Raw genomic sequence first — 16,674 nt, 5'->3', positions numbered from 1 at the left:
TAATTAACCTGAGATCTGGTTAAGCCAACATTAGATTATTACTCTCTAAAATTTCAAGTTCTTGCGATGTTAAATCTAATGACGGCTTTTCCTCTTTTAGGCAATAGGCAATTAATCCACCAAGTAAATTTAGCATAAAGCCATGCATACTGCGGTGTCTAGAGTGTTCAATGTAAGAAATGTTTTTCAATTGATCATTCACCGTTTCGATTATAAATCGTTTTTTCAATAAAGCCCTGTCCCACAATGAAATAAATTTTTTCTTCATATTCTTTCGAACCGTCGTGATCAACTCGACACCTTTTTCTAGTAACTCACCAGAGAGCGCTTTGCTGATATAACCTTTGTCGCCATAGAGTTTTCCGAAGATAGAGTCCGCCATATCAGAAACAGGCTCTCGATCATCCACATTGCCCGTTGTGAGCTTTAGCGCCACAATCTCACCTAAATGATTAATTATTAAATGTAGTTTGAATCCATATGACCAACCCATAGTGCCTTTTCCATGATGAGCAACGCCTTCAAACACTTTATTTCTTTTAGCTCTGATGATGTGACACACTTCTATTTTAGTGGAGTCAACAAATTGTATACCTGTGGGCTTGCCAAGTTTTGATGTGAGGTAACTGCACATCGGAACCACCACACTAGGCATAAGCGCGAGAAACCTTGTGTAGCTCAGCAACTCTGGAAAATAGGCTTTAAGTTGACGGCAAACATAGTGAAGGTAGTAGTTTTTGAAATCTCTGTAATGTGACTGGTGAAAATGGATGATAATAGTCATCACCTCTGACGGAGATAAGCGGCATGCTCTTCGACGTTTAATTTCACCATTTTCGAGCAATATACGCTGCCAGCTTGGGAAAAATAACTTTGAAAAATCATCGACATCACAGTACGTTTCAACTAACTTGTTCATGCTCGTTCCTTTTTGTTCTAATCACTCTTGGTCGAATGATCGGATCATGGAACGAGCATTTAGTTCCTTTAAATTAGTAATTTCTTATCCGAAGCTCAGGTTAATTAATTACAGCGCGTTAAACACATCATCTGTTTTAGCGGCACAAATAAAATCGTTTTTATGCAAACCTTTAATTGAATGGCTCCACCAAGTAACAGTTACTTTACCCCATTCGGTTAATAGACCAGGGTGATGGCCTTCATCTTCAGCCATATCGCCAACTTTATTGGTAAATGCAATAGCCTGCTTAAAGTTTTTAAACTTATAAACGCGCTCTAATTGCATAATACCGTCGCGTACTTCCGGCACCCAATCAGGGATTTTTTTAATTAATTCAGCCAATTCAGCATCTGATACTTTTGGAGCATCTGCATGACAGGCTTCACATTTTTGTTCACTTAATGAAGACATTTTAAATCCTTAATTCTAGTGTTACTTTTATTAAAAAACTAACTAGCTAATTTTTCTTTTGGGGGAAATTTCGGCTCGTGTAAACCAAGCGCCTTAGCTTGCTCAACTAAAGTCATTATATCCATTTGCGATATTTCAAACAGATCATGAATCGAATTAATGGTGTAGTACAGCGGCTGCATAATATCAATACGGTATGGCGTGCGCAGCACATCTAGCACATTCATTGGATTAATTTCTGGTGTATCTGAATACACGTATTGGGTTTCTCCTGGGCTTGATAAAATACCGCCACCGTAAATACGTAATCCTTTTTCAGTTTGCATCAAACCAAATTCGACCGTAAACCAATACATGCGCGCTAAATAAACGCGGTCTTTTTTCTCTGCCGCGTAACCTAGTTGCCCGTATTTATGCGTAAATTCAGCAAAGTCAGGATTTGTTAGCATGGCACAGTGGCCGAATATTTCATGAAAAATATCGGGCTCTTGTAAATAATCAAATTCTTCACGGCTACGAATAAACGTAGCAACAGGAAACTGCTTGTTGGCCAGTAGTCTAAAAAACTCATCAAAGTCGATAAGTGCAGGTACAGGTGCTACTTGCCAACCTGTTGTTGCCAATAGCACTTCGTTTAGCTCACTTAGCTGTGGAATACGATCATGCGGTAGATTAATTTTTTTTAACCCTTCCATGTACTCGTCACAGGCTTTGCCTTCAATGCACGCAAGTTGGCGTGCTACAAGCTCAGACCAAATTTTATTTTCTTCATCGCTCCAATGTATAACGCCATTTTTATCTGGTGTTTTAGAGGTGTAATTACTTGCTTTAGCCATAAATACCTTCTTTGGGTTTAAACCCTAAATCGGTGTCAAAATAATAGCCACATGCTCGGCTATTCGATGTAGCCATACTATGCAAAAGTGAACAAAAGTTTAATAGCTTGACTCAGATCAATACTTTCGCAGAACGCGCAGATCGTAAATTTATAATTACACCAAAGCAAAGATAAAAACACACCCTATATTTAACAGACCTTACAGATCGAAATCTCTGTAAATAATAAATTACACCTTACGATATTTTAGTAAATGCTTGGTTGAGATCGTTAATAATATCATTAACATCTTCAAGCCCAACAGATAAGCGAATTAAACCATCACTAATTCCGGCTGCTAATCTTTCTTCGGGTGTGTAAGGCGAATGGGTCATCGATGCAGGGTGTTGAATAAGTGTTTCGGCATCGCCTAAGCTAACCGCTAAAGTACATAGCTTCATGCTATCAATAAACTGCTCACCGTCGGTTAAACTCCCTTTAATTTCAAAAGCAATAACACCGCCAGCAGCTTTCATTTGCTTACCAATAAACCGATGACCTGGATGCGACTTCAGTCCAGGATAGTACACTTTACTCACTTGAGGGTGAGCCTCTAAATATTCAGCAATTGTTTGCGCACTCTGGCAATGACGCTCTACCCGTATAGCTAATGTTTTTAAACCTCGGTTAATTAACCATGCATCGTGTGGGCTAATCGTCGCGCCTATATCTTTTAACACCGTCATTTTAATATGTGTAATGTGCTCAAGGGATCCACACACAATACCTGCGACTACATCGCCGTGACCATTTAAATACTTGGTAGCACTGTGCATAATAATATCGATGCCGTATTGTTTAGGTGACTGTAGCAGCGGCGTTAAAAAGGTATTGTCGACCACACTTATTAAATTATGCTGTTTTGCTACATCACCAATAAGTGCTAAATCAATAACGGCCATCGTTGGGTTTATCGGGGTTTCTGCAAATATCATTTTTGAGTTTGGCTTTATTGCAGCACGTAACTCATCTTCATTGGTCATTTCCACAAAGGTGACTTCAATGCCCCAACGCGGCAACATATGCGCAAAAAAAGCAAAGGTGCAACCATAAAGCGCACTTGATGCAACTAAGTGATCGCCTTGTGATAAAAAGCTCAGTACTGAAGCCGATACCGCTCCCATACCTGTAGCCGTTGCCGCTGCAGCCTCACAGCCCTCTAATTGCGCCACTTTTTGTTCAAGTTCAGTGGTGGTAGGGTTACCCAAACGCGTATAAATATAACCTGGCTCATCGCCAGCAAACCGTGCAGCACCTTGGGCGGCATTTTCAAAATGAAATGTCGATGTTTGGTATAATGGCGAGGTTAATGCGCCATGGGGATCGTTGGCTTTTTGTGGGCCATGGATACATTGGGTGTGTGGATGATGCTTGCTCATTGTGTGCTCTCGTTTTTATTATGTGTGTCAATTACATAAATAAAACGCACCGCACTTTAAATCACAAGCATGCCGGATGCTCAGATGGCTATTTGTGCAAACTTTACTCAAAAAGCTGTACACAAATATTGCCAACTATTTACTCTCGGCTCTCTTAGTGCGACTCATAATTTTACTCGCAATCCCTTGAACAGTTCCTTTTAACAAGCTGCGTTTATTTTCAAGACGCGGTAAGGGTCGGCTTAATTCCATGGCTTTATAGCCTATACGAGCTGTAAATATACCCGCACTGACGCCTTGCGCGGCTCGCCCTGAAAGTTTGCCTAATAGCTCAGCACTAAGTGCCGTGGCAGCTAAATCAGATACAAGCTCTGCACTACCTACAAACATGACTTGTTTTAACAGCATTCGATAGAGTTTAATGCGACTGGCGTAACCAAAACCAATGCCATAAATTTTACCTATTTGTTCAATTAATTTTGTACCGCGCCATAACACCGCTATCATATCCACCAGCGCAAGAGGGCTTAATGCGACTAATAAGGCTGACTCTGTTGCAAAGCGGTTTATAAGCTTTTTAGCTTGGGTGTCTTGCGTTACCAGTAGGCTATTAGCGTAAAGTGTCATTATTTCTTTATCACTATGGTGGGTAGCAACTTGGTTTTTAAAGTTTTCAAAATTGTCTAACTGCTGGTGCTTGTTCAATTTTTCAAGCCAAGGGAGTGCACCACCCACTTGCTCACTGTTTAATAACCTATCGGCTTCATGGCGATGCAGCTGATTACGCTTTAAACTGCGCAACATCCGATACTCTCGCCATAACAATCTTGTTATTAATAACACACCGCTTACCACAGCGGTTAAATAAACACTGCCCAAAATAAGCGATTGCTGATAAGCAAGCACAATAGAAAACCCAAACTCTAGCAGTACTAAAATAATAAAGCTGAGCGCAAACAAGCCTTTGAGCGTTTGCCATTTTGACTTTTTATACACCGGCTCTAAATCAACTTCAGGCTCAAGCGCATCATCCTCAAGCTCAGAGATGTAATCACTTTGTCCGTGTTCAATAATTTTAGCAGGTGTTAACGCAGGCTCGTTTTGCTCAATACTTTGTGCACTAATACGACGCCCTGCTTGAAACTGTTGCGTTGACTCACTCATGTTAATTTGTCTCCTAGCAGGTACTGCATCACATGATCTAATCGAATATGTTTAAGTTGTTTGTCGGGGCTTGGTATCGGCGAAAATGACAAAAATTCAAACCCTTGCGCTGGCCACTCACTTTTATTAAGCATTCGACTTGGCGGCTCTGGTGGTAAATAAGTCAGCCACTCATGCTCATTTAAAGGTTTACCGTAAACGCAATCAAGAGTTTGACCTTTATCAACCACTTGGCGAGGTTGGGTTGCGGTAATTGATGACATAGCCATAGTTTCAATTTGTACACCATCAAACTTTAAATGATTACTTTGCTCTTTGACCAGCGAGTCTAGTAACAAGGCTAACGCTTTATGATGCTTAGCACTGATGTGATCTGACTTATTAGCCGCAAACAATATTTTATCAATATTCGGTTTGAATAAACGTTTAAAAAAGCCAGACTCCCCATAACTAAAATGTGCCAACAATTGATTAATAACACGGCTTTGCTCATGCAAAGTTTCATGGCCTTCATTTAATGCACTGAGTACATCAACCAACACAATTTGGCGGTCAAAGTGACGAAAATGCTCATTATAAAATGGCTTAACGACTTCTTTCACGTAAGCATTAAAACGTTTAATTAAATGCGCTAAATTAGAACCGGCCACCACATCGTCTTTCATTTTTTCAGGATTAATTGGAAAAAATAACAATAACGGCGCACCTTGCAAGTCGCCTGGCATTAACATTCGCCCGGGTTGTAACATCGCAAGTTTGGTGTCTTTTTTTAGCCCTACTAGCATGCGTTGATAAAGTTGTGCAATGTTAGCAAGCTCACTTTCATCCACAGGGGCATGTAAATCAAGTTGCTCTACGGCGTGTAAAAAATCGCCTGAGGTAGCGCTGCGAGGAGACTGATTTAATAATGGGTATTGCTGTTCACACCACGCAGTATAGCTTTGTTCAAGCATAGGTAAATCGAGCAGCCATTCGCCTGGATAGTCAATAATATCAAGGTATAACGTTGATTGCGGTGAAAAATGACCTCGCAGACCCGCATTACTTTGGTATTTAATCGCCAAGCGCAGGGTATTTATTCGCTCTGTAGACGCCGGCCATGCAGGATCACCTTCCATTGGCAGTAAAGCATTTATTGCACGGTTATAGTCAAAGGTGGGCACGTTTAATGCCTCTTGCGGCACAATCTTAGTGGCAATATGACGATGCTCGCGCATCACATCAAAAAAAGGTAAGTTGTTGTCATTCGCCTGAGAGGTTAAGTGCTTAACTAACGCACTGATAAACGCGGTTTTACCACTGCCGCTCAACCCAGTTACAGCAAGCTTAACATGTTGGTCTAAACTACGGTGCAGGGCTTTTTGTGCTTTGCCTTTAAAGGTTTTAAAGGTCTTTTTTGCAAATGATTGGCTCATAAAGTGTTTTGCACCCTATCTGCCGTAATTGTTCACGTTACAAACAAGGTGCTTATCAATCCTTTAAAGTTTATTAATTTCACGACTGACCGTAAATTCGCTTGAGGTAACGTAACGTTCCATCTCTTGTAAGCGAACATCAACACGTGTTAAACGCTCTTTTAAGTCTTGTAATGCACGACGAGGTGGCTCGCCCTTTTGCCATACTTTAAACTTAACTTCCAGTGGGTCATCACTATAAGTTGAATGCGTTTTATGTGTTGCAGCAGGCTTTTTATCTAAAATAAACCATGCTGCAATGTACGCTACCACAAATAATGGGCCACCGGTTAGTAGTACCGCACTAACAAATATAATGCGAACTAACCATAACTCCATATTAAAGTAGTCACTTAAACCGGCACATACGCCAGCTATTTTGCCGCGTTGTGGGTCTCTGAATAATTCGCGTTTAGTGTTCATACTTTTTGTCTCCACTGAGGTGACTCTTGATCAAGCAACGCTTCTAATGTTTCTACTCTATCAGCCATTTTTTCAGCTTTTTGTGCAAGCTCCAATAATTGGCGGTGCTCATGCTCACTCAACCCTTGGCTTACTTGCTTTTTGCTACGGTAGTGTAAAATTAACCACAGTGGCGCAACAAAAATCATAAATAAGATAAAGGGGGCAACTAGTATCTCTGGATCAAACATAATCCTCTCCTGACAATCCGTATTCTATGTTGATGTCAGGGGCACGTGGCCCCTGATATTATCGTTTTATTTATTTGCGAGTTTCTTTTTAAGTTCAGCTAACTCGTCATCAATCTTTTCATTCTTTTGTAAGTCTGCAATTTCATCAGCTAACGTTTGTTTACCTAAATCATAAGACTCTATTTGAGATTCTAGCCCATCAATTTTGGTTTCGTAACGTTCAAAGCGATTAAGTGCATCCTCTACTTTAGAACTATCAAGCGCTTTTTTAACTTCAAGGCGCGACTCAGCCGAGCGTTGACGTAAAATAATCGCTTTTTGACGTGCCTTAGCATCTGCTAGCTTTTCTTGTAGCGTAGTAACCTCTTGTTGTAGCTTCTCAATATGAGACTCTACATGGTCAAGTTCACTTTCTACCGCAGCAACTGCGTCGGCTGATTTTTGCTTTTCAAGTAATGCTGAGCGTGCTAAATCGTCACGATCTTTGCTCAGTGCCAATTCGGCTTTGTCTTGCCAATCGTTTACTTGGGCTTTTAGTGTGTCTACGCGACGTACTAATTCTTTTTTCTCAGCGAGTGTTTTTGCTGATGTAGAGCGTACCTCTACCAGTGTATCTTCCATCTCTTGGATAATAAGACGAACCATTTTTTCAGGGTCTTCTGCTTTATCTAAAATGGCATTGATATTAGAATTAACAATGTCTGCAAAACGTGAAAAAATTCCCATAACATATACCTCTATTATTTAATCTAAATGTGTCTGCTTTTATTAGTATCAATATGCTTGCCAACTTTTTTAATTTTAAAATAGCAATAAATTTCAGCTAGTTAAATGTAAATTACAAATTGCTTTTGTTATCAATCATAATGAAATACACTAACTGTTAGTAAAAATGACTAAGAGTTAGGAAATATGAGTCAATATCGCCAACAGGATAATTTGCTCGGCCAATCAGACAGCTTTTTATCGGTTCTTGATCAGGTATCGCAGCTAGCAAACCTAGATAAACCCGTACTTATTATTGGTGAACGCGGTACCGGTAAAGAGCTTATTGCAGCACGTTTACACTTTTTATCCAAGCGCTGGGATCAAAGTTACGTCAAACTTAACTGTGCGGCATTAAACGAAAATCTACTCGAAAGTGAATTATTTGGCCATGAAAGTGGTGCATTTACCGGCGCAAGTAAACGCCATGAAGGCCGATTTGAGCGGGCTAATAGCGGCACCTTATTTTTAGATGAGTTGGCAAATACTTCTGCCCTAGTGCAAGAAAAGCTATTAAGGGTAATCGAGTATGGTGAGTTTGAGCGTGTTGGCGGCAAACAAACGGTTAAAGTAGATACGCGCTTAGTCTGTGCGACCAATGAAGACTTACCGCATTTAGCGCAGCAAGGTGAATTTAGAAGCGATTTACTCGATAGGCTCGCATTTGATGTGATTACTCTACCGCCACTGCGCGAACGCCAAGACGATATTATGTTATTGGCTGAGCAATTTGCAATGAATATGGCACGCGACTTAGAGTGGGAGTTATTTAGTGGCTTTACTCGCAATGCACAAGAAAGTTTACTAAGTTATGAGTGGCCGGGTAATGTGCGTGAGCTTAAAAATGTGGTGGAGCGAAGCCTTTATCGCCACGGCAATGAACACATCCCTGTGCATAAAATTATTTTAGACCCATTCGAAAGCCGCTTTAGACCTAAAGCACGTATTAAACATACACAAGCCCCTGTTGCTGTGCAAAATGAAGTTGTTAACACCCAGCCTACAGAAGCGCCTGTAACACCGAGTTTAAGTAACGCAGAACCTGAGTTTCCTTGTGACTTAAAAACACTCTCTAATGAATTTGAGATCACATTAATAAAAAAAGCATTAGAACATAGCCAATTTAATCAAAAGAAGACTGCAGAAGTACTTGGTTTAACGTATCATCAATTACGTGGTTATTTGAAAAAATACAATTTGCTGGAATAGTAGAGGTTGTGCGGGTGCATAAATTATTACTTGCTTTATTATCATTGAGTTTAGTAGGTTGCATTGATAGTAAAGAAGAAATCTTAGAAGAAAAAAACCAAGGCCTCGTTTATTGCGCTGAGGCAAATCCTGTGTCGTTCAATCCACAAGTCACAACCACAGGATCAACCATCGATATTATTGCTAACCAGTTGTACGACCGGTTAATTAGTATTGACCCTGTGACTGCTGAATTTAAAAGCGAACTAGCCACCGACTGGAAAATTAGCAAAGACGGTAAGTCTGTCACTTTTACTCTGCGTAAAGGTGTTAAATTTCATACCACCGCGTATTTTACCCCAACACGCGAATTTAACGCTGATGATGTCATTTTCACTTTCAGTCGTTTATTTGATGTATACAACCCCTATCACTTTGTCGGTGATGCGAATTACCCCTACTTTCAAAGTGTGGGTATTGACCAACTTATTCGTAAAATTGTCAGGGTGTCTGATCACCAAGTTCGGTTTGAATTATTTAACGCAGAAAGCAGTTTTTTAGCGAATATGGCGACCGATTTCGCCGTGGTGCTCTCTAAAGAATATGCCATGGCGCTCAAAGCCAACAACCAAGAAAACCTATTTGATCAATATCCAGTTGGCACCGGTCCTTATATTTACAAAGAATACCGACGAGACCATTTAGTACGCTTTTATAAAAACGCTGACTATTGGAAACACGAGGTGGTACTTGAGCAGTTGGTGTACGACATTACCCCTAATGGCACCACGCGTATTGCTAAAATTCTTACCAAAGAGTGTGACGTAACTGCGCATCCTAGCAGTGCACAGTTAAGTATTTTAGCTCAGCGAGATGATATTAACGTTGAAAGGGAAACCAACTTAAACATAGGTTATTGGGCATTTAATACCGAACGCCCTCCGTTTGATAACTTAAAAGTACGCCAAGCCTTAGTGCATGCCATTGATATAGAAAAAATAATGCAGGCAGTTTACTACGGTAATGGACTTCGTGCGCGGTCAATATTACCACCCACGTCGTGGGCGTTTGAACCACAAAAGAACATGCCAATTTTCGACCCACAACTGGCAAAAAAACTATTAACTGAAGCCGGTTATGAAAAAGGGTTTGATATGAGCATTTGGGCTATGCCTGTCAGCCGTATTTATAACCCCAATGCACGAAAAATGGCAGAGCTGATGCAAAGCGATTTACGCAAAATTGGCGTTAACGTTAATATTGTCGAATATGAGTGGAACACCTTTATTCAACGCATAGGCGAGCACCGTCACGACAGTGTATTATTAGGTTGGGCAGCAGATACGCCTGATCCTGATAACTTTTTTAGCCCGTTACTTAGCTGCACCGCGACCTTCAGTGGCAAAAACCCAGCGAACTGGTGTAATCCTGAATTTGATTTACTGTTAACTAAAGCTCTCGATACGACCGATTTAAATTTACGTAAACAATATTACGACGCTGCACAAAGTATGATCATCGAACAATTACCCTTATACCCAATAGCCCACGGCATGCGTTTTCAGGCAAGTAGTGCTGATGTTGAGGGGATCACACTCGGGCCATTTGGCGCTATTTCATTGGCTAACGCGAGGAAGAAGTAATGTTATTCGATTATATTTTACGCCGCCTCGGATTGTTATTTTTCATGGTGTTATTACTGAGTATTTTTACTTTTTCGCTGAGCTACTTATTCCCTGGCGATCCACTGAGTAACTTAAGCGGCATACCAGACACTAACTTTACTCAAAATGCACAGCTAGAAGAAAAGTACCTGTTTAACAGTAACTACTTTATGCAGTACATTGCCTTTGTTGGGCGAATAGTACAAGGCGATTGGGGCGTGTCGTTTGCCTCAGGAGATAGTGTTTTTGCTCACGTGGTTGATTTAATTCCAGCGACCTTAGAGCTGAGTATTTATGCGTTAGTCATCTCGGTTGTAGTAGGCGTGCCTGTCGGGATTTTAGCATCGGCTTATCATAAACAATGGCCTGATAAATTAATTAGCTCAACAGCTATGGTTGGTTATTCTATGCCTATTTTTTGGCTCGCGTTATTACTAATTATGGTTTTTTCGCTCAAACTTGGTTGGTTTCCTATGTCGGGGCGAGTGAGCTTATTGTATGAAATACCTGCCAGTACGGGGTTTATCTTACTGGATATTTTACTAGCTGATTTTCCCTACAATGGCATGGCAATGCTTGATGCACTGCATCACCTAACTTTACCTACCATTGTACTGGCTATGTATCCGACCACTGTATTGGTGCGCTTTACCCGCGAGTCAATGTTAAAAGTAATGGATCAAAACTTTATCAAAACAGCTCGCGCCAAAGGCCTTAACCGTGGACAGCTTATTATTCATCACGCCCTGAGAAATGCATTACTGCCAGTCATAAAGCAAATAGGTTTGCAATTTAGCACCTTAATCACCCTTGCTATGATCACCGAGGTTATTTTTTCATGGCCGGGGATTGGCCGTTGGTTAATAGACAGTATTTATCAACGTGACTACCCTGCCATACAAGGGGGGTTAATGGCCGTTTCTTTTTTCATTATTATTGCCACAATTATAGCTGAACTAACATACACCCTACTCGATCCTCTGTCTCGGAACCAAGCGCATGGCAAAGTTTAATTTATTTTCAGAAGATTCAAATAAATCGCCATTAGCGAGACTGTGGCGAAAATTTAAAAATAACCATCCTGCATTGGTGGGCTTATGGGTGTTTATTGCCTTTAGTATATTAGCTGCAACAGCGCCGTTTCTTGCGCCCTATGGAGTAAACCAACAGCACAGTAATGCACTACTGCTGCCACCTTCATGGAATGAAATGGGCGATGTACGGTTTATTTTAGGCACCGATGACTTGGGCCGAGATGTGCTTTCACGCTTGATGAATGGCGCAACTTATACATTTGGCTTGTCGGTCGTGGCTGCACTAATTACCACCATAATTGGTGTGTTAGTCGGGACATTTGCTGGTATTAGCAAAGGCATACGCTCTAGCTTTTTGAACCATTTACTTGATGTAACCTTATCTATCCCCTCATTATTATTGGCCATTATTATTATTGCCATACTCGGCCCAGGATTAATGAATACCGTTTGGGCAATTATTTTAGCGCTGTTACCACAGTTTATTCATTCCATTAGAAACCTAATCGTTGATGAGCTGGGTAAAGATTATGTCACAGCGTACCGGCTCGATGGGGCCTCTAAGTGGCATATTTTATCGCGCGGTATTTTTCCTAATGTGTATGAGTATATTGTGGTTATTTTTACTATGGCCCTCTCCACAGCTATTTTAGATATTGCTGCGCTAGGGTTTTTAAAACTTGGCGCACAGCCGCCGACCACTGAATGGGGTGCTATTTTGGCCGAAAACTTAGGGCTTATTTATTTAGCGCCATGGACAGTGGCACTTCCGGGTGTACTGCTATTTTTAGCCGTTCTTTCAACAAACTTGGTGGGCGATGGACTTCGCAAAGTTTTACAAGCGCGTAAGGCCGATTAAATGCATTTACTAGATATTCGAAACTTAACCATAGAGCTGCAAACGTCTGAAACCGCTATTCGCGCTGTTGACCGGGTAAGTTTTAGTTTAAAAGAAGGTGAAGTACACGCCTTAGTGGGAGAATCAGGCTCAGGAAAAAGCTTAATTGCAAAAGCCATTGTAGGCGTACTTAACGAACGCTGGGTTATAACCGCCGATAGAATGCATTGGCGCGGTGTTGATTTAATGCGCCTCACACCAGAGCAGCGCCGTAAAACCGTCAGCCAAGACATTGCAATGATTTATCAAGATCCAAGTCGCTGCCTTGACCCTACTGCAAAAATATTTAACCAAATCGCTGAAACACTGCCTGAAGTGGCCGCCAAAGGGTTTTTCTTAAAACGCAACCGAGAGCGTAAAGATCGTGTAAAAGCACTGATACACAAAGTGGGCATTAAAAATCATGAAGCCGTGCTTGATAGCTACCCTCATGAACTCTCTGAAGGCGTTTGTCAAAAAGTCATGATAGCCATGGCCATTGCGCGTACACCTAAATTGCTCATTGCTGATGAGCCAACAACCGCACTAGAAAGTACCACTCGTGCGCAGGTATTTCGATTATTAAAAAGTTTGAATCAGCTAAAGAATATGTCTATTTTGATGATTTCCCATGAGCTAGAAGAAATAGTAAATTGGTCACATGGTATTCATGTTTTGTATTGCGGACAAATGGTTGAAGCGGGTCCAACGCACCGTATTTTTAGCCAACCGCGTCATCCCTATACGCAGGCTTTATTAAAAAGCTTACCTGATTATGAGCACGGCTTAGCCCATAAAGAACCTTTTTATGCATTAAAAGGCACCATACCTACACTACAACATTTACCGATTGGTTGTCGTTTAGGACCGCGTTGCCCGCAAGCACAAAAAGAGTGTGTGGTTGCCCCTAAACTCTCTAAACACCACGGCCATAGTTACGCATGTCACTTTCCATTGATCAAGGAAGTAAAATAATGCAACCTTTGTTAAAAGTTCAAGCCTTATCAAAAGCCTTTAACATGCGTGCAGGCTTATTTAGCCGTAAAAAATTTGATGTACTAAAAAACATCTCATTTAGTATTGGTAAAGGTGAAACGATTGCCATTATTGGTGAAACCGGCTCAGGAAAAAGCACCCTCGCTAAATTGTTAGTTGGCGCATACAGTGCAGACAGCGGACAAATATTATTAGAAAATAACACCATTGAAAACAACGGCCAGCGCGATGCTCAGTGCCGTTATATCCGAATGATTTTTCAAGATTCGGCCACCTCGTTAAACCCAGCACTAACCATTGCAGAAATGCTCGACGATTGCCTAAAATTTAATACCGATTTTGATAAAGATCAGCGCAGTGAAAAAATTGGCAGTACTTTACTTAAGGTCGGTTTGCTGGTTGATCATCAACAATACTATCCGCATATGTTTAGTATTGGGCAATTACAGCGTATAGCGCTCGCTCGCGCACTTATTTTAGATCCCAAGGTAGTTGTACTCGATGAGGCACTTTCGTCGCTTGACCCCTCTGTGAGGGCGCAAATAGTTAACTTATTACTTAAATTACAGCTCGAAACCGGTTTAACCTATATTTTGATCACCCATCACTTAAGTTTAGTGCGTCATATTAGCGACCAATTAGTCGTTCTCAATAAAGGTGAAATTGTTGAATACGGTCCCACTGAAGCTATTTTTCAAAGCCCACAGTCAAAGGTTACTCAACGCTTATTAAGCTGTTAATACAAAAACAAAAAAGGCGCCAATTGGCGCCTTTTATAGTTTAGCTATTATTTATTCCGCAGGTTGCGCTGCTTTTGGTACATTTAGTTCCGCTTGTTGCTTAAGCGACTCAATGAATACCGTATAGTTTTTCTGTGCTTGGGCCATCGTGATATTTTGCTTCATTTGTGGCTCAATGCTGTCACTTACAGGTGCATCCGTGACTGAGTTAAGCGCAACAATGGCAGCATCACCATTGTTTAAGTTAACTACATCATAAACTGCGCCATCACGTGGGTGCGCCATTTTAAATACTTGAGTAACAATAGCAGGCGAAACAGCAAAGCTTTCACGAGTAAGTTGCGACTCTTGACGAACGCTTAGTGACTGCTCAGCAGCAACATCGTTTAAGCTCTTACCGTCTTTGATTTGTGCAAATAAGGTACGTGCTTTTTCTTTAGCAAGATCCGACGCTTTTTCGTTTACTAAGCGTGTTTTAATTTGCTCGCTTACTTCGCTCAATGCTTTAGTTGCAGCCGGTTGATGCTCGTTAACACGAACCACAATCACGTGCTCATTACCTAGTTCGATTACTTCTGAGTTTACTTTATCTTCTAGTAATTCAACTGATGATAATGCGGTTATAACCGCAGGATTATTAAGCGGCTCAGGAAGCGCACTCAGTGCTAATAGCGGTGTAGATTGTACTTCAACACCCGCCACTTCAGCAGCATCGTCTAAGCGGTCAGAAATCTCAAATGCTAACGCACCCATTTCTGTTTGCTTCTCGTAAAACGCATCCACTTTTTCAGCTTGTTCAAGTTCAGCACGTAAATCGGCTTTCACGGCATCGTAAGGTTTAACTTGCTGCGATTGAATGTCTGTAAGTTTAATGATGTGATAACCAAATTCAGAGGCTACTACATCAGAGTAATCACCTTTGTTTTGCAGTGCAAAAGCAGCATCTTCAAATGCAGGCTCCATGACATCACGTTCAATCCACTCTAGGTCACCACCCATTTCGGCGCTAACAATATCATCTGACGACGATTCAGCTAATTGTGCAAAATCAGCACCCGCATTAAGCTGTGCTAATAAAGACTCAGCTTTCGCTTTTGCCGCATCGTCATCTTCACTGTTATCAATTAAGATATGTGATACACGACGTTTTTCAGGCTCAACATATTGCGCTTTACTCTGCTCATAATATGCTTTTACGTCGTCTTCGCTTACCGATGCAACATCGATATCATCTGCATCTAACTCAATGTAATTAACTGAAATAAGCTCTGGCGATAAAAATTGCCCTGCATTTAATTCGTAATAATCTGCCACTTCTTGATCAGTAACGTCAACATCAGCCTGCATTGCTTGTTTATCAATGACTAAATAATCAATGCTGCGAGTTTGTTGTTGCAGTGCAATGGCTGATTTAAGCTCGTTTTGCAATGCAAAGTCAGTTCCTGCAACCGCTGACACTAACTGGCTACGTGTCATATCATCACGAAGGTACTCTCGAAATGAATCAGGTTGGAAGTTCATTTGACGAATCACTTGTAAGTAACGGTCGTTATTAAACTGATCGCCAATTTTAAAATAAGGAAGCTCTAAAATTGTTTGACGAATACTTTCATCACTCACACGCAGACCCAGCTCAGTCGCTAACTGGCTTTGTAATTCTTGTTGTACTAAACGGTCAATCACGCCTTGACGTATTTGAGCCATATAAGTTGGATCGGCTGCTATTTGGGTAAAATATTCACCAAATTGTTGTTCTAAGCGGCTACGTTCATTTTGAAACGCACGGCTAAATTCTGTTTGGCTAATTTTAATTCCATTTACTTCAGCAACGGGTTGTTCTGTGGTTTGACCTAAGTAACTACCGATCCCAGCTAAGGCAAAAGATAAAATCACCGCGCCTAAAATGACTTTGGCTACCGGCCCTTGCGAACCTTCTCTGATTTTCTCAAGCATTTGTTTATCTCTTTTCTGACCAAGGTCTTTTCTACCTTGTCATATGTAAAAAAAGCGTATCTTACCAGATACGCTTTTTCACTTGAAGTAACTGGCGGTGAAGTAACTTAATTCATCGATTAGAATAATTAAGCGTATTGTTCACTCGCCATAACTAATTTGTTTACACAGTGATTAGTTTACTGCGTCTTTAAGCGCTTTACCGGCTTTAAAAGCTGGGATGTTAGCAGCAGCAATTTGAATCGTTTCACCAGTTTGTGGGTTACGACCTGCACGAGCAGCACGCTCACGTACAGAGAAAGTACCAAAACCAACAAGTGCAACTGAGTCGCCATCTTTTAGCGCGCCAGATACAGATTCGATGAATGAATCTAGTGCACGACCTGCAGCCGCTTTAGAAATGTCAGCATCAGCTGCGATTTGATCGATTAATTGAGATTTATTCACAATATCATCCTCTTTCATTGTTGTTATCAAGAGCGATTGTTTTTTTAAACTAACATCACTGTTTTGAAATTTTTGAGCATTTATTTAAAGCTCATATGATTATATTTTTCT

17 protein-coding genes are annotated in these 16,674 nt (G+C 40.9%); 6 read left to right on the top strand and 11 right to left on the bottom strand.

The features are described from left to right. Nucleotides 1-19 precede the first annotated feature (19 nt). The 9 genes from ND6B_RS04245 to pspA all read right to left on the bottom strand — a co-directional run bounded on the left by ND6B_RS04245 (nt 20) and on the right by pspA (nt 7,625). On the bottom strand, nt 20-919 hold the full coding sequence (locus tag ND6B_RS04245; RefSeq protein ID WP_033103763.1) for an IS982 family transposase: 900 nt from the start codon (nt 917-919) through the stop codon (nt 20-22). Between the two features lie 108 nt (nt 920-1,027). After that, entirely contained in the window at nt 1,028-1,372 is a 345-nt protein-coding gene (locus ND6B_RS04250; protein WP_013465435.1) for a 4a-hydroxytetrahydrobiopterin dehydratase, read from the bottom strand. 38 nt (nt 1,373-1,410) lie between these two features. Then, entirely contained in the window at nt 1,411-2,208 is a 798-nt protein-coding gene (gene phhA / locus ND6B_RS04255; protein WP_033104006.1) for a phenylalanine 4-monooxygenase, read from the bottom strand. Nucleotides 2,209-2,446: 238 nt separating this feature from the next. After that, the gene (megL, locus tag ND6B_RS04260; protein WP_033104005.1) at nt 2,447-3,628 is read right to left on the bottom strand and encodes a methionine gamma-lyase; all 1,182 of its coding nucleotides are present in this window, start codon (nt 3,626-3,628) and stop codon (nt 2,447-2,449) included. Between the two features lie 135 nt (nt 3,629-3,763). Then, nucleotides 3,764-4,792 carry a TIGR01620 family protein gene (locus ND6B_RS04265; RefSeq protein ID WP_033104004.1) on the bottom strand — a complete coding sequence of 343 codons (1,029 nt, stop codon included), beginning with the start codon at nt 4,790-4,792 and terminating at the stop codon, nt 3,764-3,766. Then, nucleotides 4,789-6,207: a YcjX family protein gene (locus tag ND6B_RS04270; RefSeq protein WP_033104003.1), complete on the bottom strand. Its 1,419-nt coding sequence runs from the start codon at nt 6,205-6,207 to the stop codon at nt 4,789-4,791. Before ND6B_RS04270 ends, ND6B_RS04265 begins: the two co-directional genes overlap by 4 nt. Nucleotides 6,208-6,270: 63 nt before the next feature. Then, on the bottom strand, nt 6,271-6,669 hold the full coding sequence (gene pspC, locus ND6B_RS04275) for an envelope stress response membrane protein PspC (RefSeq protein WP_013465440.1): 399 nt from the start codon (nt 6,667-6,669) through the stop codon (nt 6,271-6,273). Further along, entirely contained in the window at nt 6,666-6,899 is a 234-nt protein-coding gene (gene pspB / locus ND6B_RS04280; protein ID WP_008111014.1) for an envelope stress response membrane protein PspB, read from the bottom strand. The genes pspC and pspB overlap by 4 nt, the downstream gene beginning before the upstream one ends. 66 nt (nt 6,900-6,965) lie before the next feature. Next, complete coding sequence (gene pspA / locus ND6B_RS04285) at nt 6,966-7,625, bottom strand: phage shock protein PspA (RefSeq protein WP_016899278.1); 660 nt, start codon at nt 7,623-7,625, stop codon at nt 6,966-6,968. 186 nt (nt 7,626-7,811) lie between these two features. Here pspA and pspF point away from each other — a divergent pair, with 186 nt between their 5' ends. The 6 genes from pspF to ND6B_RS04315 are packed head-to-tail and all read left to right on the top strand — an operon-like array spanning nt 7,812 to nt 14,163. Continuing rightward, entirely contained in the window at nt 7,812-8,873 is a 1,062-nt protein-coding gene (gene pspF / locus ND6B_RS04290; RefSeq protein ID WP_033104002.1) for a phage shock protein operon transcriptional activator, read from the top strand. 14 nt (nt 8,874-8,887) lie between these two features. After that, nucleotides 8,888-10,495, top strand: coding sequence for an ABC transporter substrate-binding protein (locus ND6B_RS04295; protein WP_033104001.1), 1,608 nt, complete (start codon nt 8,888-8,890; stop codon nt 10,493-10,495). Next, the gene (locus tag ND6B_RS04300; protein WP_008111022.1) at nt 10,495-11,529 is read left to right on the top strand and encodes an ABC transporter permease subunit; all 1,035 of its coding nucleotides are present in this window, start codon (nt 10,495-10,497) and stop codon (nt 11,527-11,529) included. The genes ND6B_RS04295 and ND6B_RS04300 overlap by 1 nt, the downstream gene beginning before the upstream one ends. Then, complete coding sequence (locus tag ND6B_RS04305) at nt 11,516-12,409, top strand: ABC transporter permease subunit (RefSeq protein WP_013465445.1); 894 nt, start codon at nt 11,516-11,518, stop codon at nt 12,407-12,409. The genes ND6B_RS04300 and ND6B_RS04305 overlap by 14 nt, the downstream gene beginning before the upstream one ends. Beyond that, the gene (locus ND6B_RS04310; protein WP_008111028.1) at nt 12,410-13,402 is read left to right on the top strand and encodes a peptide ABC transporter ATP-binding protein; all 993 of its coding nucleotides are present in this window, start codon (nt 12,410-12,412) and stop codon (nt 13,400-13,402) included. Then, nucleotides 13,402-14,163, top strand: a complete 762-nt coding sequence (locus ND6B_RS04315) for an ATP-binding cassette domain-containing protein (RefSeq protein WP_013465446.1) — start codon at nt 13,402-13,404, stop codon at nt 14,161-14,163. The genes ND6B_RS04310 and ND6B_RS04315 overlap by 1 nt, the downstream gene beginning before the upstream one ends. 51 nt (nt 14,164-14,214) lie before the next feature. Here the strand turns inward: ND6B_RS04315 and ppiD are convergent, their stop codons facing one another. Both ppiD and ND6B_RS04325 read right to left on the bottom strand, forming a co-directional pair. Then, nucleotides 14,215-16,116: a peptidylprolyl isomerase gene (gene ppiD, locus ND6B_RS04320; RefSeq protein WP_028834040.1), complete on the bottom strand. Its 1,902-nt coding sequence runs from the start codon at nt 16,114-16,116 to the stop codon at nt 14,215-14,217. Nucleotides 16,117-16,290: 174 nt separating this feature from the next. After that, nucleotides 16,291-16,647 (bottom strand): HU family DNA-binding protein, encoded by a 357-nt coding sequence (locus ND6B_RS04325; RefSeq protein WP_255314649.1) that lies wholly within the window; start codon nt 16,645-16,647, stop codon nt 16,291-16,293. Nucleotides 16,648-16,674: the final 27 nt, after the last annotated feature.

This window comes from Pseudoalteromonas sp. ND6B (assembly GCF_000764215.1).
Lineage (GTDB): Bacteria > Pseudomonadota > Gammaproteobacteria > Enterobacterales > Alteromonadaceae > Pseudoalteromonas > Pseudoalteromonas tetraodonis.
The sequence above is the reverse complement of the archived record's forward strand: the minus strand, read 5'-3'. Positions and strand labels throughout refer to the sequence as shown.

Excerpts from the sequence above, each read along its gene's own strand:
- ND6B_RS04305 (WP_013465445.1), top strand. The coding sequence starts at position 11,516 with ATGGCAAAGTTTAATTTATTTTCAGAAGATTCAAATAAATCGCCATTA.
- ND6B_RS04300 (WP_008111022.1), top strand. The coding sequence starts at position 10,495 with ATGTTATTCGATTATATTTTACGCCGCCTCGGATTGTTATTTTTCATG.
- ND6B_RS04245 (WP_033103763.1), bottom strand. The coding sequence starts at position 919 with ATGAACAAGTTAGTTGAAACGTACTGTGATGTCGATGATTTTTCAAAG.
- ND6B_RS04315 (WP_013465446.1), top strand. The coding sequence starts at position 13,402 with ATGCAACCTTTGTTAAAAGTTCAAGCCTTATCAAAAGCCTTTAACATG.
- pspA (WP_016899278.1), bottom strand. The coding sequence starts at position 7,625 with ATGGGAATTTTTTCACGTTTTGCAGACATTGTTAATTCTAATATCAAT.
- ND6B_RS04265 (WP_033104004.1), bottom strand. The coding sequence starts at position 4,792 with ATGAGTGAGTCAACGCAACAGTTTCAAGCAGGGCGTCGTATTAGTGCA.
- pspF (WP_033104002.1), top strand. The coding sequence starts at position 7,812 with ATGAGTCAATATCGCCAACAGGATAATTTGCTCGGCCAATCAGACAGC.
- phhA (WP_033104006.1), bottom strand. The coding sequence starts at position 2,208 with ATGGCTAAAGCAAGTAATTACACCTCTAAAACACCAGATAAAAATGGC.
- megL (WP_033104005.1), bottom strand. The coding sequence starts at position 3,628 with ATGAGCAAGCATCATCCACACACCCAATGTATCCATGGCCCACAAAAA.
- ppiD (WP_028834040.1), bottom strand. The coding sequence starts at position 16,116 with ATGCTTGAGAAAATCAGAGAAGGTTCGCAAGGGCCGGTAGCCAAAGTC.
- pspB (WP_008111014.1), bottom strand. The coding sequence starts at position 6,899 with ATGTTTGATCCAGAGATACTAGTTGCCCCCTTTATCTTATTTATGATT.
- ND6B_RS04270 (WP_033104003.1), bottom strand. The coding sequence starts at position 6,207 with ATGAGCCAATCATTTGCAAAAAAGACCTTTAAAACCTTTAAAGGCAAA.
- ND6B_RS04310 (WP_008111028.1), top strand. The coding sequence starts at position 12,410 with ATGCATTTACTAGATATTCGAAACTTAACCATAGAGCTGCAAACGTCT.
- ND6B_RS04250 (WP_013465435.1), bottom strand. The coding sequence starts at position 1,372 with ATGTCTTCATTAAGTGAACAAAAATGTGAAGCCTGTCATGCAGATGCT.
- pspC (WP_013465440.1), bottom strand. The coding sequence starts at position 6,669 with ATGAACACTAAACGCGAATTATTCAGAGACCCACAACGCGGCAAAATA.